The organism is Lysinibacillus sp. KU-BSD001, from assembly GCF_042920265.1.
In the GTDB taxonomy this organism is placed as follows: Bacteria; Bacillota; Bacilli; order Bacillales_A; family Planococcaceae; genus Lysinibacillus_B.
The window spans coordinates 34,895-61,258 of the sequence record NZ_JBDQZI010000017.1 but is presented as its reverse complement, the minus strand read 5'-3'; the positions used below and the strand labels follow the sequence as shown (position 1 = coordinate 61,258).

The following is a 26,364-nucleotide window of genomic DNA, read 5'->3' as shown; positions in this document are numbered from 1 at the left end:
AAAGGGTGAAATGTCCCCTGAATTACTAATACAATAAACATCTTGGGATAATTGCTTGAGGTGTTTTTATTACCAAAAACAGAACGTATGTTTGAATTTTGTGTATTGATGTAGTATATTTAATGTAATAGTAAGAATATATGGATAATTTATAAGGAGGCGGTAAAATGAAAATTTTTCATACAGCAGACTGGCATTTAGGAAAGCTTGTGCAAGGCGTCTATATGACAGAAGATCAGCGCTATATTTTAAATCAGTTTATGGAAGCAATTGATGTAGAAAAGCCAGATGTCATTATTGTCGCAGGGGACTTATATGATCGTGCAATTCCCCCTGTTGATGCTGTTGATTTACTCGATGATACATTTGCTGACATTGTACTCAAACGCGGTATTCCCGTTATCGCGATTGCTGGTAACCATGATAGTCCGACTCGCCTGCAGTTTGGGAGTAAACTAATGAAAGAATCAGGGCTTTATTTAGCAGGTGAGATGAGAGCCGATTTAAAGCCTGTTGTATTAGCGGACGAGCATGGGGAAGTCCATTTCCATCTCATTCCGTTTGCTGAGCCAAGCATTGTACGACAATTGTTTGCGGATGATTCGATAGCAACTTGCGATGATGCTATGCAAGCCATTATTAAGCATATAAAAAAAGATATGAAACGGGGAGTTCGTCATATTGCAATAGCGCATGCGTTTATCACACCATACGGAGAACAATCAGCAAATACAAGTGATTCAGAGCGCCCCCTTGCTATTGGCGGATCTGAATGTGTGAGTGCAGAGCATTTTGAGCCATTTCACTATACAGCATTAGGGCATTTACATAAAGCTCACTATGTTTTAAATGAAACGATTCGCTACGCCGGTTCACCGTTAAAGTATTCACTGTCAGAAGCACAACATGAAAAAGGTTTTTATATCGTAGATTTAGCGGCAGACGGCTCTGTTCAAGTAGAAAAACGCAAGCTTACGCCACGAAGAGATTTACGTATTGTGGAAGGGGACATGCAACAAATTTTACGTCATCCTGAAAGTGACGACTATGTATTTGTTCGTTTAACAGACCCGACACCAGTAGTGAATGCGATGGAACAAATTCGAACAGTATATAAAAATGCGATGCATGTTGAACGGAAAACGATGCATCTAGCTACACAAGAGGAAAAAGAAACTATCAAACGAGAAAAATTAGATGATTTCACATTATTTAAAGCGTTTTATGAAGAAGTGACAAAGCAGGAACCGAGTGAAATGATGCAGCAATTATTTACAGAAGCGTTAGCAGAACTATTTGCTGAAAAACGTGAAAGTCAGGAGGTTGCTGTGAAATGAAGCCACTTAAATTAATGATGCGTGCATTCGGCCCATACAAAGGGGAAGAAGTTATCGATTTTACAAAGCTTGAAAATCATCGGTTATTTGTTATTTCAGGGAAAACAGGTGCGGGAAAAACAACCATTTTTGATGGCATTGCATTTGCGCTATACGGTAGTGGGAGTGGTTCTGATCGCAAAGATCACAAATCGATGCGCAGTCAATTTGCAGAGGATCACGTGCATACGGCCGTGGAGCTTTTATTTGAAGTAAAAGGACGGACATATCGCGTATTTAGGCAGCTTTCCCATGTGAAAAAAGGGCGTAAAACAGCGACTGGGGAAGAGTATGCATTTTTTGAAATGGGCCCAAATGGCGAAGCGCTAAAAATAGTCGAGCGTCAAAAAGCGAAAGAAATCAATGCAAAAATAGAAGAAATCATCGGTTTAACATACGACCAATTTAACCAAATTATTATGCTTCCGCAAGGCGAATTTCGTAAATTGCTTACTTCTCAAACGGAAAATAAAGAAGCTATTTTACGTAAAATTTTTAAAACGGAACACTATGGTGAAATTGCTAAAAAGTTAGAGGATAAAAAGCAAGCAGCAGAAACGGAAGCAAAAATGGCAAAAGCGATGCGCAATCAATATATTGAGCAAATTGCAGGGGCACTTCCATCTCGTCATTCTTTATTGTTTGAGCGTCTGCAAAATCAGGCGAATGTTTATCAAATTTTACAAGCTCTTGAAGAAGAAAAGCTTTATTATGAACAAAAGGTAATAGTAGATGAAACATATTATTTACAAAGCTTTCAAGCACACAATGACATGCAAGAGAAATGCATTGAAAGTGAACAGCTAAATGAGCGGATTCATGTGTTACAAACAAAGCAAATGCAATTAATACAAAAGGAAAATGAACGCCCGTTATTTGAAGAAAAGAAAAGAGAGTACGAAGCCGCTGTAAAAGCTTCGAGCATTTTACCGCTTTATAATACGTACGGTACAACGGAAAAAGAGCTAGCTGATGCAATGGAAAAGCTAGAAGGCTATGAGTGGCAACGTCAGCAATTGGAAACAGCATTGGCACAGGCAAATCATAATTTAAAAATGGAACAAGCCCGTGAGCCTGAGCGTACAAAACGAATCCATGACATGAATGTACTGGAAAACATAAAGCCTATTTATGAAGAGGTAGATATACTCGTCAAAAAGATACCGACATTACAAAGAAATGTTGAACAGTTAAATGAAGAAATGACGAACGTGAAGGCGCTTTATGAAAAATACAAGGGCATATTAGCCACACATGCTGAAATGGTGGAAGCGATAGAGAAACAGGTAGCTGAAATCCCGGAAACACTCGCTAGAGAACAGCAGCTGAAAGAAATTACAAATGCTTTTGCAAAATTAAATAAAGCACATGAGAATATTCAACGCTTACAAGCTGATATAGAAACAGTAACTGCTCACTATGAAGCCGTCAGTCAATCATATGAGGAGCAGGAGCAAAAGTGGATTCACAACCGTGCGTATGAATTAGCTTTAACGCTTGTTCCAGGAGAGGCCTGTCCAGTTTGCGGTAGTATAGAGCACCCTAATTTATGTATAAATGATACGGAAGCAATTGATAAATCGGCATTGCAACAAGCAAAAGGGGCAGTAGTGGCTGCTCAACAACAGCAATCGATTATTAGTGGAAAACTTGAAGCTGCTAGATCTCAGTTCGATGATTTACAGAAAGAGCTAATGGAATCAGGTGTTGATGTAACAAAAGAGACGATGTATAAAGGGCAGTACTTAGCAACAGTCGATGCGCTGCAAGTGTTACAGCGCAAAAATGAAGAGCTTGCCCAATTAAAAACACACGTAAAGCGGACAACGCAAGGGATGGAGCAATGTGAAAATGAGCTTGCTCAGTTACGTACGAAGCATGAAGAAGCGCAACGTACTTTACTGCAACAACAAACGATTTTAATGGAAAAACAGCGTACAATCCCTTCTGAGCTCCAAACCCTGACACAAGTAAATATAGCCTATGAAAAAACGGAGAAAGAATTGCAACTGCTACAGAAAGCGCTAAAAGAGGCAGAACAACACTACGAATTAGCCTATACGAATGTCGTAAAAGTACAAGAAGCAATTAAGCACACGGACGAACGTAAAATGGATTTAACGAAAAAGCTGGCTGACGATCAAATGAGATTACAAGAAGCGATTACTCAAGCTACATTTGCTAATGAAGAAGCGTTCAAATTAGCGTTACGCACAGATATACAGATGGCGACATTGCAACAGCAATATTTGCAGTTCACAAAAGAGTATCATGCATTAACAGAATTTGTACAAGCAGAAGTACAGGCATTACAAGGGAAAGAACGAGTGGATGTAGCAGCTATGCGAGCACAACTCGTCACATTAAAAGAGACATATGAGCAAGCGTTTAATGTATTAAATAAAACAAGGGAATATGCAACGCACTGCAATTATTATGCAGAAAAGCTGACTGCTGTAGCAGAGGAAATCGATCAGCTCGAACGAATTTCAGGGGAAATTGTGCAACTATATGATGTATTGCGCGGGAAAAATGAGCCACGTATTTCATTTGAACGCTATGTACAGATGGGGTATTTAGAACAGATTACAGAAGCCGCTAATATTCGTTTAGAGCGTTTATCGAACGGACAATTCCGCCTGGAATGCTCAGAGCGGCAAGAAGCCCATGGACGTCAAAGTGGTTTAAGTTTAGATGTGTATGATAGCTACACAGGGCAAGCACGTGATGTTAAAACGTTATCAGGTGGAGAAAAATTTAATGCCTCTCTTTGCTTAGCGCTTGGTATGGCAGATGTCATTCAAAGCTTCCAAGGCAATGTACGTATCGATACCATGTTTATTGACGAGGGGTTTGGTTCACTTGATGAAGAAGCGTTAATACGGGCTATTGATACATTAATTGAATTACAAAAATCGGGACGTATGGTCGGCGTCATTTCACACGTAGCAGAACTAAAAGATGCTATGCCTGCCGTTCTAGAAGTCATGAAGCAAAAAGAAGGGTATAGTTATACGACGATTACATTGAAATAGTAAATAAGAAAAGTGTACATTGGAATCTAAATGTGACTAGAAAAAATTGAACTCGTCACTTACAAGTAGCAAATGCTCTGCCCATTTACAAAATGAGTGAAGCAAGCAACGCCATCTGCAAGGACCTATTCACAATATGAGGGCATTCATGTAAAGAATGCCCTGTTTTATTATCGACGTCGTGTAGAGGTGGAGCGCATTCCTTTTTTATTTACGAGTATTTGTTTAACAACTGGATATAAAACAGGTGCCAGTTTAATAGCTGCTTTTAACATGTCTTTTACTTTCATGTATATTGACCTCCTTCAAGTACTATGATTACGACTAGTATGTTCTTCTTTTATATGTCCATAACAAGGAGGAGATATAAACTTTATGAGCGAAGCACTTTAATCCCTTGAACGACATTCCAAATGATGACGATTAAATACAGTAGGCCATAACCTAAAATCAAAAGAATCCAAGTAGTAAATAGTATATCGCCGTTCACTTGCGAGCTAAAGATACCTACAATAAACAGGATTACGACTAATACAATCCCCAGAATAACAGGAATGACATGTGATAATAATGCACGAATTGCATGACGCTTCACTTCCGCATCAGCACTTATGAAATAAATAATAATCGGTACGATAAACGGAGCAAAAAATACACTGAAATAATTTAATGCACTTAGTCCTTTGCTATGATCCATCAATTTATTCCCTTCACAATTTTTTATTATCTTATTTATGTATCAAGTGTATGGAAGTTTCATGGTTTTTTATACTTTAAGACACAAAAATTGGATTGATTCCCTATCGTCTCGTTACTAAAATGATTGAAGCAGGTATTATTTTAAGGCATGCTAGAAACAGTAGGCCTTTTTAATTGGAGTGATGTTTATGCAACTGATGAAATGTAAAGCACACGATGTTGCCCAATTATCAAAATTGAGCATCGATACATATGTGGAAACATATTGCATACTTTCTACAATAGAGACGGTACAGGCACATACGGCGAAAGCCTTTACAGAAGAAGCTTTATTGAAAGAGTTGGCCCATCCGGGTAGTACATTTTATTTTGCTTTATTGGACGGAGAAGTAGCGGGCTATATAAAGCTGAATACGGGCGGTGCCCAAACGGATGATGTAGGAGAAGACGCGTTAGAAGTGGAACGTATTTACATTCAAAATCAGTTTCAAGGTAGAGGCTTAGGCCGTCAGTTAATCGAGGAAGCAATTCACATGGCCCGTCAAAAAGGGAAGAAACGTATTTGGCTTGGGGTGTGGGAGAAAAACGAGCAGGCAGTAGCCTTTTATAAAAAGATGGGTTTTACTCGTCAAGGGGAGCATATTTTTATGTTTGCAGATGAAGCGTGTACGGACTATATAATGGTCAAGGAACTCTAGTATGTGACGTACATTTCCATATGATATAGTAGTAAAGGACATTTTTAATTAAGAGAGGGATTTGAGCATGATTATTAAGACACAGGAAGAATTAGATGCGTTTAAAAAGATCGGTCGCATTGTAGCAGAAATTCGTGAAGCGATGAAAGCTGCCACAAAACCAGGTGTTACAACACGTGAACTAGACGAAATAGCAGGTCGCATGTTTGAAGAAGCCGGTGCCATTTCGGGCCCTAAAGGTGAATATGACTTCCCAGGATTTACATGTATTTCAGTGAATCATGAAGTCGCACACGGTATTCCGGGCGATAAAGTGATTCAAGAAGGCGATTTAGTGAATATTGATGTTTCGGGTTCATTGAATGGTTATTTTGCGGATACGGGTATTTCATTTGTTGTAGGGGAAGGTTATGAAGAGAAAGAAAAGCTTTGTGCTGTAGCAAAATCAGCATTTGAACGTGCGATGACAAAAGTAAAAGCGGGTTCAAAATTAAACCAAATCGGGAAAGCGGTAGAACGTGAAGCACGCGATCACGGCTTAACGGTCATCATGAATTTAACAGGACATGGTTTAGGGAAGTCTCTTCATGAAGCGCCAGACCATATTTTAAACTACTATGATGCATGGGATACAACGATTATGAAAGAAGGCATGGTGTTAGCAGTAGAGCCGTTCATCTCTGCAAAGGCAGAGCATATTGTCGAAGCAGGTGATGGCTGGACATTTATTACACCAGACAAATCATTAGTTGCTCAAATCGAACATTCTATCGTTGTCACAAAAGATAAACCGGTTATTTTAACGACATTAGAAGACTAACTAAAAGCAAAGAAAACTGCGAAGGCATTAACTACCTTCAGCAGTTTTCTTTTTCTTTTCCATAAATAAAATGGCAACAACCATGACGCCACATAAAAATAGTGCAGCAGTTGATACAAATAATTCAGTAAAACCATTTGCTACAGCAATGCCTACATAACCTAAAATAAAAATACTAGGTATGATGCGGTCAAAATGATGGTAACGAAGATGGAGAGCAGTCGCTGCCCCCGCTGTTAACAAAATGACAACCCACAGGGCATTGCTTAACCCCAATCCATGCCACTCGTAGTAAATCGTAAGGTAGCTAATGACGATCAAGATGAAAAATAAATTCCAACCTAACCACATAGCGATTGGAATACGTAAGCTTATATATTCTCTATGAAACGGATACGTCATATGTAAACCGAATAAAGAGAGGAGTTGTAGCATAAGCAATATAAATGCAGTGATATACTGGTCTTGATGCCATATATAGAAAAAGGTAATTTGTAATAGGCAAGCTAGTACAAATAAAAGCGCTTGTAATCTAGTAGTGACGAAGATGGTTTGGCGGTTTTGGTAAGCTTGCCACACATAAACGAAAAGACTAGCGTATAAGACGAATGTAAATAAATAAACAAAGCTGGCAGGAGAAAATAAAAGTGGTAGCCGCTTAATTGAATGAATGGTTGTTAGATCATTTATCCCAATCCAAAACGCAGTGATTGAGTATATTGATAAAACAATGGTTGCAACAAAAAGTAATAAAATACGCCCCATAAATTCCTCTCCTTCCGTTAGAATTATATACATTTTGCTACTTTGCAACAACAAATACCATTTAAAACCATTTTAGTTTACAATAGAGATAGTATAGTAAAAGGAGTGGTTCCATGCAAAAGCTTGAAGCATTAGACCTGTCGTTAGAACTAGATAAAGTAGTATATAAGAAAAAGTTAAAAGTACTCCAATATGAAATATTAAACGTACAACAGTTTTTATTCAACAATAAAATTGGATTAATTTTAGCTTTTGAAGGAATGGATGCTGCTGGTAAAGGAGGCGCGATTAAACGGTTAACAGAACGTATCGATCCGCGCGGTTATATTGTACATCCCATTTCCGCCCCGCAACCACATGAAAAACGTTATAACTATATGCAACGATTTTGGCGTAAGTTACCTCAACATGGACAAATCGCTATTTTCGACCGCTCATGGTATGGACGTGTATTAGTCGAACGTTTAGAAGGATTTGCGACGGAAGAAGAATGGACACGTGCTTATGAGGAGATTAATGACTTTGAGCGTCTATTAACAAATGGTGAGTACATTTTGTTGAAATTCTGGATTCATATCGATCAAGAGGAACAGTTAAAACGTTTTGAAGCACGGGCTCAAGATCCATATAAAGCTTGGAAGTTAACAGAAGAAGATTGGCGAAATCGTGACAAGTTTGATGATTATGCCGTGGCTGCAAATGAGATGTTTGAGAAAACAGACTCGAAACATGCCCCATGGATTCTCGTAGAGGGGAACAATAAGCAATATGCACGAATAAAAGTATTAGAAGAAACGTTAGCGCATATTCAACAAGAAGCGAAACGACGAGGCCTTGAAATTCCTACTGTTTTTGAACAAGAAGAGAAAAAAGCATTGGCGGAGTTAGCACAAGCTGAAAAAGAAGTTGCCGCTAGCTTAGAAGAAGATGTAAAAAAAGTAAAATTGGTGAGAAAAAATAAATCGAAAAAGAAACGAAAATAACATATAATAGATTTAATACTTCGGAATTCGGATAAAATAGTGTGAACTATTTTGTCTGAATTTTCGGTAGAAAGTATATCTAATTAAAAACATATCAACTCGCGCCCTTGTAGCGCGAGTTATGTTTTTCTAATTGAATACTATTTAGAAATTACTTTCTGAATAATGAGGGGGGAGTACAATGGCAACAATAAAATATCCAGAAGTATGGAATTTAGATGTGTTTTTTGAAGGAGGCAGTGAGTCACCAGCCTTCCAAGCATTTATAGAACAACTACCACATAAAGTGGAAGCAACAAAAAAACAAATAATGGCTTTAACAATAGATGTCAATGAACAACAATTAAAAGAAGCTTTAGCACACATTGCAGACACATTAATGCATATTTCTCATGCGGGTGGCATGCTTTCGTGTTTAACGGCTCAAAATATAAAAGATACGAAGGCGCTTTTATTATCAAGTCAATTAAGCAGTATTTCAGCAAGCTATTCACCTGTGATTCTTCGTTTACAGCAGTTACTAGCTGAAATGGATGAGCAACGTTTCCATGCACTAATCCAATCGGAGTTGTTACATGAGTTTGCCTTTATTTTAACGGAGTGGCGTGAACAAGCGAAGCAAAAGCTGTCGGAGGAAGAAGAAACATTAATTTCTGAATTAGGCGTAGATGGCTATTCTTCGTGGGGACAGCTTTACAATATGTTCATCGGTGATATTAAAGTAGAAGTTGATGTAGAGGGAGAAACGAAATACCTATCTGTAGGACAAGCGAATAATTTAAGTGCACATCCGAATGAAGCGGTACGTAAAAGTGCTTTTGATGCGCTTGAAAAAGTATTTACGGAAAAGGAAGAGTTTTTCGCGAAAACATTAAACCATCTAGCTGGCTTCCGTTTAACGACATACAAAAAACGCGGTTGGGATGAAGTGTTGCAAGAGCCGTTACAAATTAACCGAATGAAAAACGAAACGCTAGAGGCCATGTGGGGAGCCATTTCAAATCATAAAGCACCATTTGTAAAATTCCTTAAAACAAAGGCAAGTATGCTTGGGAAGGAGAAGCTGGATTGGTATAACTTCGATGCACCAGTGACGTCTTCTACAACAAAAGTGTCGTATCAAGAGGGTGCAGAGTTTATCCTGAAGCATTTTGGCAAGTTCGGGGCACAGCTTCAGGCATTCGCACGTCAAGCGTTTGAAGATGGATGGATTGAAGCAGAAGATCGTGATAACAAACGTCCTGGTGGCTTTTGTACGGGCTTCCCGCTGGCGGAGCAATCACGTATTTTTATGACATACTCCGGCACTATGTCCAACGTTTCCACATTAGCGCATGAGCTAGGGCATGCGTTCCATACGTATGCGCTACGCCCAGTGAATCCACTTAACCGTCGTTACGCCATGAATGTGGCCGAAACAGCATCCACTTTTGCTGAGATGATTGTTGCGGATGCAGCAGTAGAAGAGGCAGCAACAACAGAAGAGAAAATTGCTTTACTCGAAGATAAATTGCAGCGTTCGATTGCATTCTTTATGAATATCCACGCACGCTTCCTGTTTGAAACGCGTTTTTATGAAGAGCGTAAGCGAGGAATTGTTGCGACAAAGCGGTTGAATGAATTAATGGAAGAAGCCCAACGAGAAGCCTTTGCAGGTGCACTAGGTGAAGCACACCCGCATTTTTGGGCATCTAAAATGCATTTTTATATTACAGGTGTGCCATTCTATAACTTCCCATATACATTTGGTTATTTGTTCTCCCTTAGTATTTATGCAAAGGCAAAAGAAGAAGGAGCAGCGTTTGAAGAAAAATATATAGCGCTACTTCGTGATACAGCTATTATGACGGTGGAAGACTTAGCGATGAAGCATCTAAACGAAGATATTACAAAACGTGAATTTTGGGAGAAGGGCATTGCGCTCTGTGTGAGAGATGTTGAAGAGTTTATTCAACTTGTTTCGAAAGAAGGGTGATCGGTCCGTGAAGCTGGACGGGGAGAAATGCTTTTTACGTACGTTTGGGGAGTCAGATGCAAAAGAGTTAGCGATGCTGTTGTCGAACAATAAGCACTTTTGGTCAACATATGAGCCTATACACCGAGAGGATTACTATACGGAAGAGGCACAGTATAAAAAGATTCTAGAAGGATTACAGTTACTTGCTTTAAACCGAGAATTTTCATTTGGCATTTATGAGAAGGAATCGGAAAAATTAATTGGCCATATTTCGTTATATGCGATTAAACGTATGCCGTATTCAAGTGCATTTGTTGGCTATTCGATGGATCAGCATTTTGTTGGGCGAGGCATTGCAACGGAAGCGGTAAAGCTTGTCGTGGAGCTAGCCTTTGCATCCCTTAAGCTACATCGAGTAGAGGCATATATTGCGCCTGAAAATATATCGTCCATTCGTGTCATTGAAAAAGCCGGATTTGCAAGAGAAGGGCTACTTCGTAAACTATTGTTCATTAATGGAGAATGGGTAGACCATTATATGTATGCGATGTTACAGGAAGAGTATTTACAGAAAAAGGTGTAGGGATTATCCCTGCACCTTTTGTCCTCGATTGAAACGATTTTATAAATGTTGATTGCCGTCACTTACTACATCAAGGCGTCCTGTGCCTGGGTCGATGATGAGTCCGTGTACAGGCACTCCTTTAGGCATTAATGGATGCTGACGCACAAGCTCTACACTTTTTAATACGCTCGTTGCGATATCCCCAAAGCCGCGTAACCAGTCACGTAAATCGCCAGCTGAATAGTTTACTGTATCGATTGTTTCTTGTTTAATGCCACGTTCAAGCATATGACCAATCATCACATCAGGGTCAACTGCACTCATCCCACAGTCATAGTGTCCAATAATGTATACTTCATCTGCTTGTAGCTCATAAACCGCTACAAGTAAACTACGCATAATCCCACCAAATGGATGGTTCACGATGGCCCCTGCACTTTTGACAATTTTGACATCTCCATTACGAAGATTCATTGCTTTCGGCAGTAGTTCAACTAAGCGTGTGTCCATACAAGATAATACAACTACTCGTTTGTTTGGATACTTTGTTGTAATATAAGGCTCGTATTGCTTTTCTTCTACGAATGATTGATTAAAGCTGAGTATTTCGTTTAATAAAGACATATGTCGTTACCCCTTTCCTTACACTTATCTTATTTTAGTTGAAATGAAAGAGAATTCAAATAATAATAGCGAAAATGAGTTTAAATATTATAAAAATAAAGACAAAGGATATATATATAAAGCGAATTTATATAAAAGTCATTAAAAAAACAGCCATAAATATGGCTGTTTTGAATCAAATTATTTATGAGCGTTAGCTTTTGAATCGATACGTACTGACTCGTGAGAATCTAAACCTACACGTAAATAATGAATGAAGAACATTAAGCAAATAATGATCACTACAGAGTAGCCTAATACTGTTGTATAGTACTCTGGACCAAATGGATGATGATGATTCATGTTAAAAAGCTCCTTCCTATAAATAAAGTAATCCTTAACACTAATTATACCGTAATCTATGAGACAAGTGATAGTTTAATTTATGGAAATTTAAAAATTGTGACGACATTTTGAAGGTGTTAGAATGCCCAGTTTCCACTACGGAAAACAGGTTCTACTTGTCCATCCTCAGTAATCCCGTCAATATCCATATTAGCAGAACCAATCATAAAGTCAACATGGGTAATACTTCGGTTTAATCCATTTGCTTCTAATTCTTCCGGTGACATTGTTTTTCCCCCTTCTAAGCAAAAGGCATAGGCGCTACCAATGGCCAAGTGATTAGACGCATTTTCATCAAATAACGTATTAAAGAATAGTAAACCTGAGTTAGAAATAGGAGAGTTATAAGGAACTAGTGCGACCTCGCCTAAGTAATGAGAACCTTCATCCGTAGCAATTAGGTTTTTCAATACTTCTTCCCCTTGTTCTGCTTGTACATTAACAATGCGGCCATTTTCAAAAGTTAGTGTAAAGTGATCGATAATATTCCCACCATAGCTTAAAGGCTTTGTACTTGAAACGTAACCATTGACACCGTCTTTATGAGGAACTGTAAATACTTCTTCTGTTGGCATATTGGCCATGAATTCGTCACCGCGTTCATTCATACTGCCTGCCCCACACCATAAATGCCCTTTTGGTAGCTCAATGGTTAAGTCTGTACCGGGAGCCGTGTAATGCAGCTTTGTATATTTTTTAGCATTTAAGTAGTCTACTTTTTCGTGAAGTGTATTGTTATGGTGTACCCATGCTTCCACAGGGTTTTCTAAGTTAGCACGCGTCGCTTTAAAAATCGCATCCCATAATGCTTCAACTTGTTGATTTTCTGATAATTGAGGAAACACTTTAGCAGCCCAGTCTTTTGAAGGAACGGCAATGACTGTCCAAGAAATTTTATCTGCTTGTACGTATTGGCGGTATGTGTTTAGTGCTGTACCTGCCGCTTTTTGGAATGTAGCAATGCGCTTGGGCTCTACTCCTTTTAATAGGTCAGGGCTTTGGGAGACAATACTCATAAATGCTGCGCCTTGCTCTGCTAACCATTCACGTTCTTGTACTTTCCAAGGCGGAAAGAAGTCGAATGAATCCTCTGGTGCTAACTCATAGCGATAGCGGCCAATTTGATCGTCAGAAAAATCTACAAATACTTGTTTAGCCCCAACTTTATACGCAACTTTTGTCACGAGACGGACAAATTCTACTGCATCGGTTGAAGCGGCTATATAAAGAAACTGCCCTTTTTGGATATTTACACCTACTTTTACTGCAAGTTCAGCATATTTTAAAAGATTATTATTAAAATCACCCATCATTTTTATCATTCCTCCATATAAAAATTCAAAACTGTTTATAATTATTGATTCAATATAATCAAAAACTGGCAATTTGGAAAGAAAAAAACATTATGACATCGAAAAAAAATGGATTACCCTTTATACTATATTAATAGAAATGTTAATAAAAAGCAGAACAGGTCGAAATAAAAAAAGAACGAGTTATTGGAGGTATAGGCATGGATATTTCGTCATTAGTAGGGATTATTATAGCGTTTGTGTCACTTCTAGTAGGGATGCAGTTTAAAGGGGTAGGACCAGATGCGCTAATAAACCCAGCTGCCATCTTTATTATTATCTTTGGTACGGTTGCAGCAGTAGTCATCGCATTCCCGATGAAAGAATTAAAGCGTGTACCGAAGTTATTTGGTAAAATTTTTAAAGAAACGAAGTTAGCAGATGATGTAGAAATCATTAAAATGTTCTCGCAATGGGCAGATTTAGCGCGTCGTGAAGGGTTGCTTGCACTTGAAAGTAAAGCAACAGAAATTGAAGACCCGTTCTTAAAGAATGGCTTAACGTTAGCCATTGATGGGCAAAACGCAGATTACATAAGAGATGTATTAACAGAAGAAGTGCAGGCGATGGAAGATCGTCATGCAAGTGGTGCACAGGTGTTTACGCAAGCGGGTACATATGCACCTACACTAGGGGTACTTGGTGCCGTAATAGGTCTGATAGCAGCATTAAAAGATATGAACGATATCGAAAAATTAGGGACTGCCATTTCAGCAGCCTTTGTAGCCACACTAATGGGGATTTTTACGGGTTACGTTTTATGGCACCCGTTTGCCAACAAATTAAAACGCAAATCAGCTGTAGAAGTAAAACAAAAAATGATGATGATTGAGGGAATCCTTTCTGTTTTAGAAGGGGAGGCGCCTCGTGTGATCGAACAAAAATTAGCTTCATACTTAACAATGGAAGAACGTAAGCAAATTACGGAAAGCGGGGCGGGTGGCCTTGGCAAAGAAGACTAGACATAAAAAGCATGAAGAGCATGTGGATGAGTCGTGGCTAATTCCTTATGCGGACTTATTAACACTTTTACTAGCGCTATTTATCGTTCTTTTTGCTTCGAGTACAGTAGATCAGGAAAAACTTCAAAAAATGTCGGAGGTATTCAATCAAGTATTTGATGGTGGAACAGGTGTGATGGAACATACATCTCCTGTCTCTTCACCGAATAGCTCACAATTAAGTGAAGCAGCTACTAAGTATTTGGAAGACCAAAAGCAATTACAAGAAGCGCAAGAACGTGTAGAGCAGTTAATCGCTGTGAATGAATTAGAAAATCAATTTTCAACCGTGATGACGGATGAAGGTTTATTAATCACGATTCGTGATAGCGTGTTATTTGCGCCAGGTAGTGCAAATATTAAACCTGAATATACTAATATTGCTGAAGAACTATCGGAGATTTTAGCGTTTAATCCAGCGCGTAATGTAATCATTACGGGACATACGGATACTGTGCCGATGAATACAGCAGAATTTGCGTCAAACTGGGAGCTATCTGTAATTCGTGCTGTAAACTTCTTAAAAATTATTGTAAATTCAAATCCAGAGTTGGATTCTAAGTACTTTAGTGTCAAAGGCTTCGGTGAGTACAATCCAATTGCTTCAAATGACACAGCGGAAGGGCGCGCGAAAAACCGCCGTGTCGAGGTGTTAGTACAACCCCTTGTAGCAGAAGATGGCTCTGATTTACCTGTTGGAAATACAACTAATACAAATAACACAGAAACAGACATAAATAATTAAGCAAAAAAACAGCAAACTAAAATAGGTTTGCTGTTTTTATTTGCATTTTTATAAACAAAAGTTTATTATATAAACAAATGTTTGAATTGAGGTGAATACCTTGAATGAAAAAGAGCAACTTGTATTGCGATTAATACAAGAAAATCCGTATTTATCGCAACAGGAAATGTCGGAAAGACTAGGGATGTCTAGGCCAGCACTGGCGAATACAGTATCCTCGCTAATTAGGAAAGGGGAAATTGTAGGTCGTGCTTACGTTTTACCGAAAAGGCAAGCGATTATCACCATTGGTGGAGCCAATGTGGATCGGAAATTTCACGTAGAAGGTGCTGTGCAATTAGCCACATCGAACCCTACAAATGTCACAACTAGCGTCGGTGGTGTAGCCCGTAATATTGCAGAGAACTTAGGTAGGCTTGGTAATGACGTTAAGTTAATGACGGTACTAGGTGAAGATGCGGATGCAGAAAAAATAAAACAGCATTCAGAAGAATTTATGTCATTTGAAATGACCGCAACGTTACAGGAACACTCAACAGGCTCATACTCAGCTGTACTAAGTCGTGATGGTGAATTAGTTATTGCGATGGCGGATATGGCGATTTATGATGAGTTACTGCCAGGGCTAATGAGTAAACATGAAACGCGTATACTTGATGCCAAATGTATTGTCGTAGATTTAAACTGCCCACAAGAAGCGGTCGAATATGCATTAGCGCTCGCTAAATTACGAACGATTCCATTTGTTATTGTACCCGTATCCTCACCGAAAATGAGTCGTATGCCTGGAGATTTAACAGGTGTCACATACTTTATTTGCAATCGTGATGAAGCGGAAACGTATTTATCGCGCCCATTACAAACAGAGGAAGACTACGAATTGGCGGTTCGTGATTTGTTAGCTAAAGGTGCAGAGCATGTCGTGTTAACGCTTGGTGGTGCAGGTGTCGTTGTAGGAAGTAAGGAAAGAATCGAACGATTATATGCAATAGCCATCGAAACCATTATTGATGTAACAGGAGCCGGGGATGCCTTTGTAAGTGCTTTTTTACATGCTGCATTACATGGAGAGCCGTTTATCGATGCGGTACGCTTCGGGCTATATAATGCATCCAAAACATTACAATGCGATACAACCGTTCGGGAAGATTTATCATCAAATGAATTAACTATTTGGAGGGAATCATAATGAAACAATATTTATCTTATTCACAAGAAGTATTAGAAGCAAAAGAGAAGGGCTTACCAATCGTTGCACTTGAATCAACGATCATTTCGCACGGTATGCCTTATCCACAAAATGTACAAACAGCACGTGAAGTAGAGCAAATTATTCGTGAAAACGGTGCGGTGCCTGCAACCATTGCATTAATCGATGGACAAATTAAAATCGGTTTATCAGACGAAGAATTAGAAATGTTCGGGAACGCGCAAGGGGTTGCCAAAGCATCTCGTCGTGACTTAGGTTATTTACTAGCAACGAAAAAATTAGGTGCAACAACAGTAGCTGCCACAATGATTTGTGCAGAGCTTGCAGGGATCGAGTTATTTGTGACGGGTGGTATCGGTGGTGTGCACCGCGGTGCAGAAACAACGATGGATATTTCTGCTGATTTAGAGGAATTAGCGATGACAAATGTCGCGGTTGTTTGTGCAGGTGCTAAATCGATTTTAGATATTGGTTTAACATTAGAATATTTAGAGACAAAAGGTGTACCTGTCATTGGTTATGGTACAGATATGTTACCAGCTTTCTATACACGTGAATCACAATTCGATGTGAATTTCCGCGCAGATTCAGCAGAAGAAGTAGCAAATATGATGCGTGCAAAATGGGATTTAGGTTTACGTGGTGGCGCGGTTATTGCAAACCCAATTCCTGAAGCAGAGGCACTGGATGCGGCGTTTATTAACGGCATTATTGAGCGTGCATTAACAGAAGCAGAGGAGCGCGGTATTGCTGGAAAAGAAGTAACACCGTTCTTACTTGGAAAAGTAAAAGAGTTAACGGAAGGGAAATCGCTAGAGGCGAATATTGCGCTTGTAAAAAATAATGCGCGTATTGGTGCGGCGATTGCTGTCGCATTAAATAAGTAATTTCGACAACATTTCCGAGGAAATAATCTTTTTCATAAAAATAGGACAGCTCAATTTAGAGCCGTCCTATTTTTATTTGCGGAATGAGCCAAGTTCTGCGACAATTGCCTGCATTTCACTTGGTGTAAATGAATCTCGCTTCATAACCATTTCATATAAATAGAGTAAATCTTCATAGTTTTCTTCGCTGAAATGTTCGGGCTTCATTGCATCCACATTTACCATACGAAGCTTTTCTTTCATTTGTTCAATCATATAAACAACATTGTCTTGTGATGGTGTAGATAAATCCATAATCTAACCTACCTTTCTGCGTGTACGAACATATCATTTCATTTTGTTATAGTAAAGTCAACTCCTAATCCGTTTGAAAATCAGCTGAATACGTGATACGTTTGCGAGGAAGGAGGCGGTTCGATGTTTAAAAATAAAGTAGTCATTGTCACAGGCGGTGCACAAGGAATTGGACGTGCGATTGCACAGAAATATGTTGAGCAAGGAGCCGTTGTAATCGTAGCAGATTTACAGGAACCAGCGGATACAACAATGCATTTTATCCGAACAGATGTCAAAAGTGAGCAGGAGATACAGGCTTTAATGGCACAAACCGTTGAGCAATTCGGTTCAATCGATATATTAATTAATAATGCTGGGAAATTTGTTGTCACATCACCAACAGAACTTTCACTTGAGGTATGGGATGATGTACTGAATACTAATTTGCGCAGTGCATTTTTATGTGCACGTGAAGCTTCAAAATATATGAAGGGGGGAGCAATTGTATCGATGGCTTCTACACGGGCTTTTCAATCGGAGCTTTATACAGAGGCATATGCAGCCAGTAAAGGTGGTATCATAGCATTGACACATGCACTTGCCGCATCTTTTGCGAAGCAACGTATTACGGTGAATTGTATTTCACCAGGGTGGATTGAAACACAAAATTATGAAGGTTTACGAGCAATCGATCATGAGCAACATTTATCAAGGCGCGTTGGAAAACCTGAAGATATTGCGCAAGCATGTTTATATTTAACGAATCCAGAAAATAATTTTATTACGGGCACAAATATCATCATTGATGGTGGTATGACGAAAAAAATGCTTTATGAAGAGTAAATTTACTTGCCCATTACTTTCAAAAAGGTGCAAAACTGTTTAAAATAAACATAGCATCATCTTTTGATACAATGTATTCAGCATAAAAGGACATAGGGGAGGAATAGCTATGGTGAAAAGTAAGTTAGTACCTGCAATTTTAATCGGTGCTGTGGCAGGCGCTGCGATTAGTATGCTAGACAAAGCAACGCGTGAGCACACAATCGAAACATCAAAAAAAATGAAAGATACAGTAACGTACTATACACAAAATCGTGATGAATTCATGCAACTTCTCGAAACAAAGGTAGAGCAATTCCAATCTGTCTATTCGTCAACTCAGCAAAATATGGATGTAGTTATGACAAAAATTGAAGACGCAAAAGCGTTACCTCAAACAGTCATGAGTCTTGTAACGGAAACAAAAGAGGCTTTTTCGAAAAAAGATGCAGATGCATAGTGCAGGTGTTTTGAAGAAGGGGTGAACCTTTATGAAAGAACAAAAAAATACTGCCTCTCATGCAGTAGTCACTTTCGTAAAATCATTTGTAGCACCAGAGGAAGCTGAAATCGATCGCACAACTGTAAAAGGCTTCTTTCAAGATTTAATGGTCGGCATTCAACGTGTGGATATGTCTGGAATGGGTGCGCAACTCGCCTACTTCTTTTTGTTATCATTTTTTCCGTTACTTATTTTTATGGTGACGCTGCTCCCATACTTAAATTTAAAGCAGGAGCACGTCTTTTTGTTTTTAGGCGATGTAATGCCAGAAGAGGTATACTCCCTGATTGAGGGAACATTAATGCAAGTGCTAACACATCAAAATAGTGGTTTACTTTCTATCGGGATTATCGGCACGATTTGGTCCGCTTCTAAAGGGATTAATGCATTAATGAAGGCGTTAAATCAAGCGTATGAGGTAGAGGCACAAGTAGGTGTTTTGCACCGAACTTGGTCACTGCTCTTTACATTCGCTTTTGTTTTCATTATTTTAATAGCGCTCGTATTTCCGGTTTTCGGTAAGCAAATCGGGAACTTATTATTTTCTTATATCGGTGTAGCGAATTCATTTGAATCGATTTGGAATACGTTTCGATGGTTAATACCACCGCTTATGATTTTTCTTATTATGGTCATCATGTATTGGATTGTTCCGAACACAAACCCACGTTTAAAGTGTGTTAGCGTATTACCTGGCGCTATTTTTGCTACAGTAGGCTGGCTTATTTTAACGTATGGATTTTCATTTTATGTTAATAATTTTGGCAATTATAGTGCGACATATGGTAGCATCGGTGGTGTAATCGTGTTAATGCTATGGCTTTATTTTACAGGGATGATTTTAATTTTGGGCGGATTAATCAATGTTGTAGTGAAGAAGAGGCAAATGAGCAAAATAAATAATACAAGCATCGATTCTCAAGAATGTTAAAAAGCGAGTAGGGGACAAACCCCCTGCTCGCTTTTTACATATTTCTTAACATACGTAATCCGTTTAAAATAACTAAGATGGTGCTACCTTCATGTCCGATGACACCAAGCGGTAAGTTAATCGCTTGAAAGAAGTTAGAAATGATGAGCAAAATAATCACAGCAATCGAGAAAAACATATTTTGTTTTACAATGCGTTGCATTTTTCGGGACATACGTACGGCATAGGCAATTTTCGATAAATTATTTTTCATTAATACAACGTCTGCTGTTTCGAGCGCTACATCAGTACCGCCACCCATAGCGATACCAACAGAAGCTGTTGCCAAAGCGGGCGCATCGTTAATACCATCACCCACCATACCAACATAGTGATATTGTTCATTGTATTGTTTGATATAGTCTACCTTTGTTTCAGGTAAGCATTCAGCTACAAAATCATTTACACCAGATTCATGTGCAATAACACTTGCTGTATGCTTATTGTCTCCAGTCAACATGACAACGTGGATACCAAGTTCTTGTAAAGCGCTGATAGCCATTTTTGCTTCTTCCCGCACGGTATCTTTCAATGCGGCAGCAGCTAAAATGCCCGATTCATCTCGAATGAAAATAACTGTTTTCCCTTCAGATGCGAGACGATTTAATGCGCCGTCAGCAAACTGCTCTGCTTCGTCGCGCCCAATAAATTCAGGTTTACCAACTTTATACTGTACGTCATCTACTGTTGCTTCAAGTCCGTGACCAGGTATATCTTGAATTGTTACGTTTCTACTACGCGTAATATGCAGCCCATCTGCATAACGGGAAATAGCTTCAGCAAGTGGGTGAGTAGACTGATCCTCAATCGTGGCTAAAATGGCTAGCGCCTCTTCAGTTGTAATCTGATCTCGTACTAAAAAATCTGTTACAACGGGTTTTCCTTCTGTCAGTGTCCCTGTTTTATCGACTGCTAATGCTTTTAAATGGCCAAAGTGTTCAAGGTGAACACCACCTTTAAATAAAATACCATTGCGTGCGCCATTTGAAATGGCTGCTAACGTTGCAGGCATAACAGATGCCACCAGCGCACACGGAGAAGCAACTACAAGTAATACCATGGCACGATAAAACGTTGTTGACCAATCCCAGCCCACTACATAATGCGGTAAAAATAGCATTAGTCCTACTGTAACTAATACGCCTTTTACATAAATGCCTTCGAACCGCTCGATAAATTGTTGAGAAGGGGATTTCTCACTTTGTGCTGACTGAACAAGCGTAATAATCTTTTGGAAGAGTGTTTCTTCATTTCGCTTTGTCATTTTAATCGTTAAAGCGCCGTTTAAATTGACTGTCCCAGCAAATACAGACTCGCCTGTTTCTTTTGTGATAGGCATTGATTCACCTGTAATAGCGGCTTCGTCGATTGTTGAATGCCCTTTAAAAATGACGCCATCTATAGGAATGCGTTCACCTGGTTTTACAAGAACATGGTCGCCTAATTGTAATTCGCTTACCGCTACTTTGATCGGCTCAAATTCACCACGGACAAGCCAAGCTTCTTCTGGTTGTAATTCCATTAATGCTGAAATTTCGCGGTGGCTTTTATTCATGGCGTATGTTTCAAGTGCACCACTCACAGCGAAGATAAAAATTAAAATAGCTCCTTCTACCCAATAACCAATAATGGCTGAACCGATTGCAGCTAAAATCATTAAAATTTCCACATTCAGTTGACGCGTTTGAACTGTTTCTGTTATGCCTTCCTTTGCTTTTGCGAAACCACCGATAGCATAGGCGGCAATATAAGAAATGATCGCTGCTGTTTCAAGTCCAATTGAATCCATGCGCCAAGCGAGTAACAAAATAATACCTGCTGTCAGCGCGGCAATCAGTTCAATATGTTCTTTTGTTTTCTCAATTAATGATAAGTTTTCTCGATTAGGATCCATCTCAAAAGACCTCCTTGATAATGAAATTCAGTATCAAAACCTTTATTTCAAGCTAATTGATAAAAGATTTCATTTATTTTTATTTATTATTTTTTTATAATTATTATAAATAAAAGGATACATCTTTTGGAAAAGGATTGCAATAAAAAACTCGTAACGAAAATTTTTCGTTACGAGTTTTTTGTATTCAATGATTAAATTAGAAGACACGCTCTGCATGCATTGCTAATTTATCTAATGAAGATTTTTCTACATCAGCGTGTAATGAGTTCCCGTGGGAATCCATTGTTACAACTGCTGTAAACCCTTCAACTGATAAGTGCCACATTGCTTCAGGAATACCGAATTCCATTAAGTCTACGCCGTCTACTGATTTGATGCAGTCAGCATAGTACTGAGCAGCACCACCGATTGCGTTTAAGTAGACGCCACCGTGCTCTTTAAGTGCAGCAAGTGTTTTTGGACCCATACCGCCTTTACCCATAACGGCACGGATACCGAATTTTTTCATAATATCGCCTTGGTATGGCTCCTCACGGATAGATGTTGTTGGACCAGCAGCCTTAACTGTCCAATTACCCTCTTCGTCTTTTGCCATAACAGGACCACAGTGGTAAATAATTTGACCATTTAAATCAACAGGAGCTTCGACGCCTTCTCCGATTAAGTGGTGGTGGATTGCGTCACGGCCAGTGTACATACGGCCCGTGATTTTCACTACATCACCAACTTTAAGTTCGCGAATTTGTTCTTCTGTGATTGGTGCAACAAGTTCTACTACTTTATTGTCCGTTGTAGCAGCTGTTTGTTCTTCGTCGCGGAAAGTGATTTTTTCACCTTCTTGGTAGTGCCAGTTGATGATTTCGCCTGTTTCTGGGTTGATATCGATTGCCATACGACGGTATGCCCAACAGTTGTAAGCTACTGATACGAAGAATGATGCTGGTAAGCGGTCCATTACACCAATTTTACAGCCAAGTAATGTTGCTTCACCACCGAAGCCCATTGTACCAACGCCAAATGTGTTTGATTTTTCAACAATGTAAGCTTCTAATTTTGCTAAGTCTTCGATTGGGTTTACATCATCTACATGACGGAATAATTGTTCTTTTGCAAGATCGTAACCAGCAGAACGGTCACCACCGATACCTACACCGATGAAGCCAGCTGAACAACCTTGCCCCTGAGCTTGCCATACTGAGTGTAGGATACATTTACGGATACCGTCTAAGTCACGACCAGCGCGGCCAAGACCTTCTAATTCACATGGAAGTGAGTATTGGATATTTTTATTTTCACAGCCGCCACCTTTAAGGATCAGCTTTACTGTAATGTAATCGTTTTCCCATTGTTCAAATTTAACAACTGGAAGGCCAGCACCGATATTATTACCAGAGTTTTTACCAGTTAAAGAATCTACTGAGTTTGGACGTAATTTTGCATCACCTGTTGCGTTAGCGATCGCGTTTTGGATTGCTTTTTTGATCTCGATTTGGTTGACACCTACAGGAGTGTACACCTTAAATGTTGGCAGACCTGTATCTTGACAGATTGGAGAAACGTTATCTTCAGCCATTACGATGTTTGTTGTAATTGTGTCTAAAGACATGGCTGCACGTGTACCAGCGTTTTCTGCTTCTTTTGCCGCTTTAATCGCACGACGAACGTCTTTTGGTAAGTTAGTAGACGTTTCAGTCACTAAATTATATAGGCTTTTTTCCAAAGTTTGTAAGTATGTCATTCTATTTTTCCCCCCAGAAAAATAATATTATTTCAAACCATTAACCATTATAACTGTTTAAATGAATAAAAAAAAGAGCACACGTACAACTACCAACATTAGCTAATGAAAAATTCTGTCTATTAATATGTTCTTTCATCTGAGGTTAAAACAAAAAGAGAACAAACGTTTGATTTCGATGTTTGTTTATATTACAATAAAGGAAATAGTATGGTGAAGGGGGATAATATTGTGAGTTTTCCAGTTGCGTTAGAATCTTATCGTACAAAAATTGAACAAACGTTAGATACAGTTGTACGCATTACTTTATCAGATGAAGAAACGCATCGGTTTAGTAGTAAAGTAGGGGGGACACCTTATTTTTTAGCGGAAGATGCTTATCCACTAGGCGAAGACGGGCAACCACTTCGCTTGCTTGCACAAATTAACTTTGCGGAGGTTCCTCCAGTATTACATGATTTCCCACAGCAAGGCATTTTACAATTTTATATTCATCCATTAGATGATGTGATGGGTCTAGATTTTGATAACGGACAAAGTCAAAAAAATTTCCGTGTACTGTACCATGAAACGATTGTAGATGATGAGAGTAAACTACTAACAGATTTTGCGTTTTTAGAAACGGATGAAGAACAATATGGACCATTTGATTTTGATCATTCTTATAGCATGACATTTCATGTAGCGGAAGAGCCGATGACGTTAAGTGATTTTCGATTTGATCAAGTGATCGGTATTGAAGATGATTCATACGAGTTACACGATTTGTATTTTGAAGAGCTTGAAACGCAGGGACATAAAATCGGTGGATATCCGTACTTTACACAAGCAGACCCAAGAGAGTATGGAGATTATCAAGAACAGCTCATTTTATTATTCCAACTCGATACGGATGATGACTTTGATATTATGTGGGGAGATGTAGGGGTTGGCAATTTCTTTATCTCTAAAGCAGATTTAATTCATAAACGTTTTGACCGTGTACTATATAATTGGGACTGTCATTAAAAAAGAGGTAACATTACGAGTACGTAATGTTACCTCACCATTTATTTTTCGTCGCGCGATTGGAATTGATCCATTTTTTCTTCTAAATCATCCATCATTTTGATTAAGCGGTCGATATCTTCTAAATCTGTTGTTTCTGGGTCAATTGCATCTAATACTTCTAAAAAAATTTCTAAACGTTCTTTTAAATAAGTTACTTGCTGTTCTTTGTTTGTAAGCGGATTTGACATAAGATGTGCCACCTTTCAACTGTTAAGGCTATCGTAGCGAATTTTTATGTAAATTTCAATGTTTGTATCGCATGGAGAGAAATTTAGTAATTTCATACCTTATTATTGAATTTTGAATATTTACAAAATTGAAGTATTGTGATAGATTATAGATATCAAATACAAGGGGGGATGGAAAATACGAAACAATGAACACTCAATCCCACAGGAAAAGGAGGGAGGATGAAGGATTTTTCGGCTGAGCTTGCCGATTAAGCTTTTTAATCATTATGATCCATAGGAATAGTTGAAACCCTAGTAAACTTTTAAACATAAAGTTTGCTAGGGTTTTTTAGTATGAGAAAAATTTAGCTAACATACCTGTTTAGATCCTATGATAAGATAGTACGGATATCGAAGTAGGTGGAGGCAAGTATGAACAGTATCTCAAATTATGAACAACGAAAGTTTTGGATTTTAGTCATTATCGTATCGATTTCAGGTTTTTCACAAGGAATGTTACTTCCGCTTATTTCCGTTATTTTTGAAACAGATGGCGTCTCATCCTTTCTTAATGGATTAAATGCAACGGGTTTATATATAGGGACTTTATTGATCTCTCCTTTTATAGAACAGCCATTAAGAAAGTATGGGTATAAACCAATTATTTTAATAGGCGGTGCACTCGTGTTTATAGCACTTTTCCTATTCCCGTTTTGGAAATCAGCGACATTTTGGTTTTTATTACGCATGCTGATTGGTATTGGAGATCATGCGTTACACTTTGCAACACAAACATGGGTGACATCCGATGCTAATAACGGCAATCTAGGAAAGAAAATGTCTATTTACGGCTTATCCTTTGGGATTGGCTTTGCTGTAGGACCGTTATTTGTCAATCTTGTCGAAGTGTCAGAAGCATTGCCATTTATCATTTCGAGCGTGCTTTGTCTTTTAGCTTGGTCCCTTGTATTCTTTGTCAAAAATGAGCATCCAGCAGCATTAAAAGGAGATGCGGCAAGTACAGGATGGCAACGGTATAAATTAGTGTTTACATTTAGCTGGATTGCTTTCTTACCACCGTTTGTCTATGGCTTTTTGGAATCTTCTATTAACTCGTTATTTCCTGTTTATGCATTGCGACTGGATTTTGATGTAACAACTGTCTCGTTAATGTTAACGGCTTTTTCAATAGGGGCAATCGTGACACAACTTCCACTTGGCATATTAGGCGATAAAATTGGGAGAAGTAACGTGATTGTAGGAGGGCTTTTCAGCGGCACCATCTTGTTTTTCTTCTGTAGTTACTTCGAGCATTCGGCTTGGATGATGATTACTATTTTTGCCTTTGCAGGTATGAGTGTGGGCTCTCTCTTTTCATTAGGGATTACGTATATGGCCGATTTAACGCCGAAAGAGTTACTTCCGACAGGCAACCTACTTTGTGGGATTTTCTTTAGTTTGGGTAGTCTAAGTGGACCCACATTAGGCGGGCTTTATTTACAACTTGCAGAAGGCGTGAGTTTTTTATTATTAATGGCAAGTATTTTATGTATCGGCTTATGTGCAAATGTGTATTATCGATTTAAACATCCAAAGAGGTTATCACGCTAACTTTGAATGGCACTAAATTGTTGAAATTATATTTACTATATCTTATAGATTATTTCTAGTTTTCTTATACTAATAAAAATAGTGTTATATTAGTAAAGTTTGGTCATATAGTTCTAATACCCTATTAGGAATAAGGTGTTAATAACTATTTATACGCCCGTTATGCCAAAAACACCTTTTTTACAGTATATTAGAAAAACTTTTGAAATCATTATAAGAATCGTTAT

The 26,364-nt window shown here is 38.7% G+C and carries 25 protein-coding genes; 16 read left to right on the top strand and 9 right to left on the bottom strand.

The window, feature by feature from the left end:
- Positions 1–167 precede the first annotated feature (167 nt).
- Entirely contained in the window at positions 168–1,337 is a 1,170-nt protein-coding gene (locus tag AAGS61_RS18640) for an exonuclease SbcCD subunit D (RefSeq protein WP_391375459.1), read from the top strand.
- Positions 1,334–4,411 carry an AAA family ATPase gene (locus tag AAGS61_RS18635; RefSeq protein WP_391375457.1) on the top strand — a complete coding sequence of 1,026 codons (3,078 nt, stop codon included), beginning with the start codon at positions 1,334–1,336 and terminating at the stop codon, positions 4,409–4,411. The genes AAGS61_RS18640 and AAGS61_RS18635 overlap by 4 nt, the downstream gene beginning before the upstream one ends.
- A gap of 373 nt (positions 4,412–4,784) precedes the next feature.
- Here the strand turns inward: AAGS61_RS18635 and AAGS61_RS18630 are convergent, their stop codons facing one another.
- Positions 4,785–5,108, bottom strand: coding sequence for a DUF4870 domain-containing protein (locus AAGS61_RS18630; protein WP_391375454.1), 324 nt, complete (start codon positions 5,106–5,108; stop codon positions 4,785–4,787).
- A gap of 190 nt (positions 5,109–5,298) precedes the next feature.
- Here AAGS61_RS18630 and AAGS61_RS18625 point away from each other — a divergent pair, with 190 nt between their 5' ends.
- Positions 5,299–5,808 carry a GNAT family N-acetyltransferase gene (locus tag AAGS61_RS18625; RefSeq protein ID WP_391375451.1) on the top strand — a complete coding sequence of 170 codons (510 nt, stop codon included), beginning with the start codon at positions 5,299–5,301 and terminating at the stop codon, positions 5,806–5,808.
- Between the two features lie 67 nt (positions 5,809–5,875).
- Entirely contained in the window at positions 5,876–6,628 is a 753-nt protein-coding gene (gene map / locus AAGS61_RS18620; protein ID WP_391375449.1) for a type I methionyl aminopeptidase, read from the top strand.
- Positions 6,629–6,655: 27 nt separating this feature from the next.
- Here map and AAGS61_RS18615 read toward each other — a convergent pair whose 3' ends face one another.
- Positions 6,656–7,393, bottom strand: coding sequence for a hypothetical protein (locus tag AAGS61_RS18615; protein WP_391375446.1), 738 nt, complete (start codon positions 7,391–7,393; stop codon positions 6,656–6,658).
- Between the two features lie 113 nt (positions 7,394–7,506).
- Between AAGS61_RS18615 and AAGS61_RS18610 the strand changes: the two genes are divergently transcribed.
- The 3 genes from AAGS61_RS18610 to AAGS61_RS18600 all read left to right on the top strand — a co-directional run bounded on the left by AAGS61_RS18610 (position 7,507) and on the right by AAGS61_RS18600 (position 10,916).
- Complete coding sequence (locus AAGS61_RS18610) at positions 7,507–8,376, top strand: polyphosphate kinase 2 family protein (protein ID WP_391375443.1); 870 nt, start codon at positions 7,507–7,509, stop codon at positions 8,374–8,376.
- A 181-nt stretch (positions 8,377–8,557) separates the two neighbouring features.
- Entirely contained in the window at positions 8,558–10,351 is a 1,794-nt protein-coding gene (locus AAGS61_RS18605; protein ID WP_391375440.1) for a M3 family oligoendopeptidase, read from the top strand.
- Positions 10,311–10,916, top strand: a complete 606-nt coding sequence (locus tag AAGS61_RS18600) for a GNAT family N-acetyltransferase (RefSeq protein WP_391375437.1) — start codon at positions 10,311–10,313, stop codon at positions 10,914–10,916. The genes AAGS61_RS18605 and AAGS61_RS18600 overlap by 41 nt, the downstream gene beginning before the upstream one ends.
- A gap of 39 nt (positions 10,917–10,955) precedes the next feature.
- Here AAGS61_RS18600 and AAGS61_RS18595 read toward each other — a convergent pair whose 3' ends face one another.
- From AAGS61_RS18595 to AAGS61_RS18585, 3 genes are all read right to left on the bottom strand, one after another.
- Positions 10,956–11,522: a beta-class carbonic anhydrase gene (locus AAGS61_RS18595; RefSeq protein WP_391375434.1), complete on the bottom strand. Its 567-nt coding sequence runs from the start codon at positions 11,520–11,522 to the stop codon at positions 10,956–10,958.
- Positions 11,523–11,702: 180 nt separating this feature from the next.
- Positions 11,703–11,864: a hypothetical protein gene (locus tag AAGS61_RS18590; protein ID WP_391375431.1), complete on the bottom strand. Its 162-nt coding sequence runs from the start codon at positions 11,862–11,864 to the stop codon at positions 11,703–11,705.
- A gap of 119 nt (positions 11,865–11,983) precedes the next feature.
- Complete coding sequence (locus AAGS61_RS18585; RefSeq protein ID WP_391375518.1) at positions 11,984–13,216, bottom strand: aminopeptidase; 1,233 nt, start codon at positions 13,214–13,216, stop codon at positions 11,984–11,986.
- Between the two features lie 203 nt (positions 13,217–13,419).
- On the opposite strand from AAGS61_RS18585, the gene motA reads away from it, so the two are divergent.
- The 4 genes from motA to AAGS61_RS18565 all read left to right on the top strand — a co-directional run bounded on the left by motA (position 13,420) and on the right by AAGS61_RS18565 (position 17,101).
- Positions 13,420–14,220: a flagellar motor stator protein MotA gene (gene motA / locus AAGS61_RS18580; RefSeq protein ID WP_391375428.1), complete on the top strand. Its 801-nt coding sequence runs from the start codon at positions 13,420–13,422 to the stop codon at positions 14,218–14,220.
- Positions 14,204–15,004 (top strand): flagellar motor protein MotB, encoded by an 801-nt coding sequence (gene motB, locus AAGS61_RS18575; RefSeq protein ID WP_391375425.1) that lies wholly within the window; start codon positions 14,204–14,206, stop codon positions 15,002–15,004. The genes motA and motB overlap by 17 nt, the downstream gene beginning before the upstream one ends.
- Before the next feature lie 100 nt (positions 15,005–15,104).
- Positions 15,105–16,193, top strand: coding sequence for a carbohydrate kinase (locus AAGS61_RS18570; protein ID WP_391375422.1), 1,089 nt, complete (start codon positions 15,105–15,107; stop codon positions 16,191–16,193).
- Positions 16,193–17,101 (top strand): pseudouridine-5'-phosphate glycosidase, encoded by a 909-nt coding sequence (locus AAGS61_RS18565; protein WP_391375418.1) that lies wholly within the window; start codon positions 16,193–16,195, stop codon positions 17,099–17,101. Before AAGS61_RS18570 ends, AAGS61_RS18565 begins: the two co-directional genes overlap by 1 nt.
- Before the next feature lie 72 nt (positions 17,102–17,173).
- On the opposite strand, the gene AAGS61_RS18560 is transcribed toward AAGS61_RS18565, so the two are convergent.
- A complete protein-coding gene (locus AAGS61_RS18560; RefSeq protein WP_391375416.1) occupies positions 17,174–17,395 on the bottom strand; it encodes a DUF1128 domain-containing protein in 222 nt (73 codons plus the stop codon).
- 123 nt (positions 17,396–17,518) lie between these two features.
- Between AAGS61_RS18560 and AAGS61_RS18555 the strand changes: the two genes are divergently transcribed.
- The 3 genes from AAGS61_RS18555 to AAGS61_RS18545 all read left to right on the top strand — a co-directional run bounded on the left by AAGS61_RS18555 (position 17,519) and on the right by AAGS61_RS18545 (position 19,632).
- Positions 17,519–18,220, top strand: coding sequence for an SDR family NAD(P)-dependent oxidoreductase (locus AAGS61_RS18555; RefSeq protein WP_391375413.1), 702 nt, complete (start codon positions 17,519–17,521; stop codon positions 18,218–18,220).
- A gap of 109 nt (positions 18,221–18,329) precedes the next feature.
- Positions 18,330–18,659 (top strand): YtxH domain-containing protein, encoded by a 330-nt coding sequence (locus tag AAGS61_RS18550; RefSeq protein ID WP_391375411.1) that lies wholly within the window; start codon positions 18,330–18,332, stop codon positions 18,657–18,659.
- 31 nt (positions 18,660–18,690) lie between these two features.
- Positions 18,691–19,632, top strand: coding sequence for a YihY/virulence factor BrkB family protein (locus tag AAGS61_RS18545; RefSeq protein WP_391375408.1), 942 nt, complete (start codon positions 18,691–18,693; stop codon positions 19,630–19,632).
- Positions 19,633–19,666: 34 nt separating this feature from the next.
- Here the strand turns inward: AAGS61_RS18545 and AAGS61_RS18540 are convergent, their stop codons facing one another.
- Positions 19,667–21,565, bottom strand: coding sequence for a heavy metal translocating P-type ATPase (locus AAGS61_RS18540; protein ID WP_391375405.1), 1,899 nt, complete (start codon positions 21,563–21,565; stop codon positions 19,667–19,669).
- A gap of 199 nt (positions 21,566–21,764) precedes the next feature.
- Positions 21,765–23,306 carry a fumarate hydratase gene (locus tag AAGS61_RS18535; protein WP_391375402.1) on the bottom strand — a complete coding sequence of 514 codons (1,542 nt, stop codon included), beginning with the start codon at positions 23,304–23,306 and terminating at the stop codon, positions 21,765–21,767.
- A gap of 231 nt (positions 23,307–23,537) precedes the next feature.
- Here AAGS61_RS18535 and AAGS61_RS18530 point away from each other — a divergent pair, with 231 nt between their 5' ends.
- Positions 23,538–24,314, top strand: coding sequence for a YwqG family protein (locus AAGS61_RS18530; RefSeq protein ID WP_391375399.1), 777 nt, complete (start codon positions 23,538–23,540; stop codon positions 24,312–24,314).
- A gap of 41 nt (positions 24,315–24,355) precedes the next feature.
- Here AAGS61_RS18530 and AAGS61_RS18525 read toward each other — a convergent pair whose 3' ends face one another.
- Complete coding sequence (locus AAGS61_RS18525; RefSeq protein WP_391375397.1) at positions 24,356–24,544, bottom strand: SE1561 family protein; 189 nt, start codon at positions 24,542–24,544, stop codon at positions 24,356–24,358.
- Between the two features lie 414 nt (positions 24,545–24,958).
- Between AAGS61_RS18525 and AAGS61_RS18520 the strand changes: the two genes are divergently transcribed.
- Complete coding sequence (locus AAGS61_RS18520; RefSeq protein WP_391375395.1) at positions 24,959–26,137, top strand: MFS transporter; 1,179 nt, start codon at positions 24,959–24,961, stop codon at positions 26,135–26,137.
- The last annotated feature ends 227 nt before the right edge of the window (positions 26,138–26,364 follow it).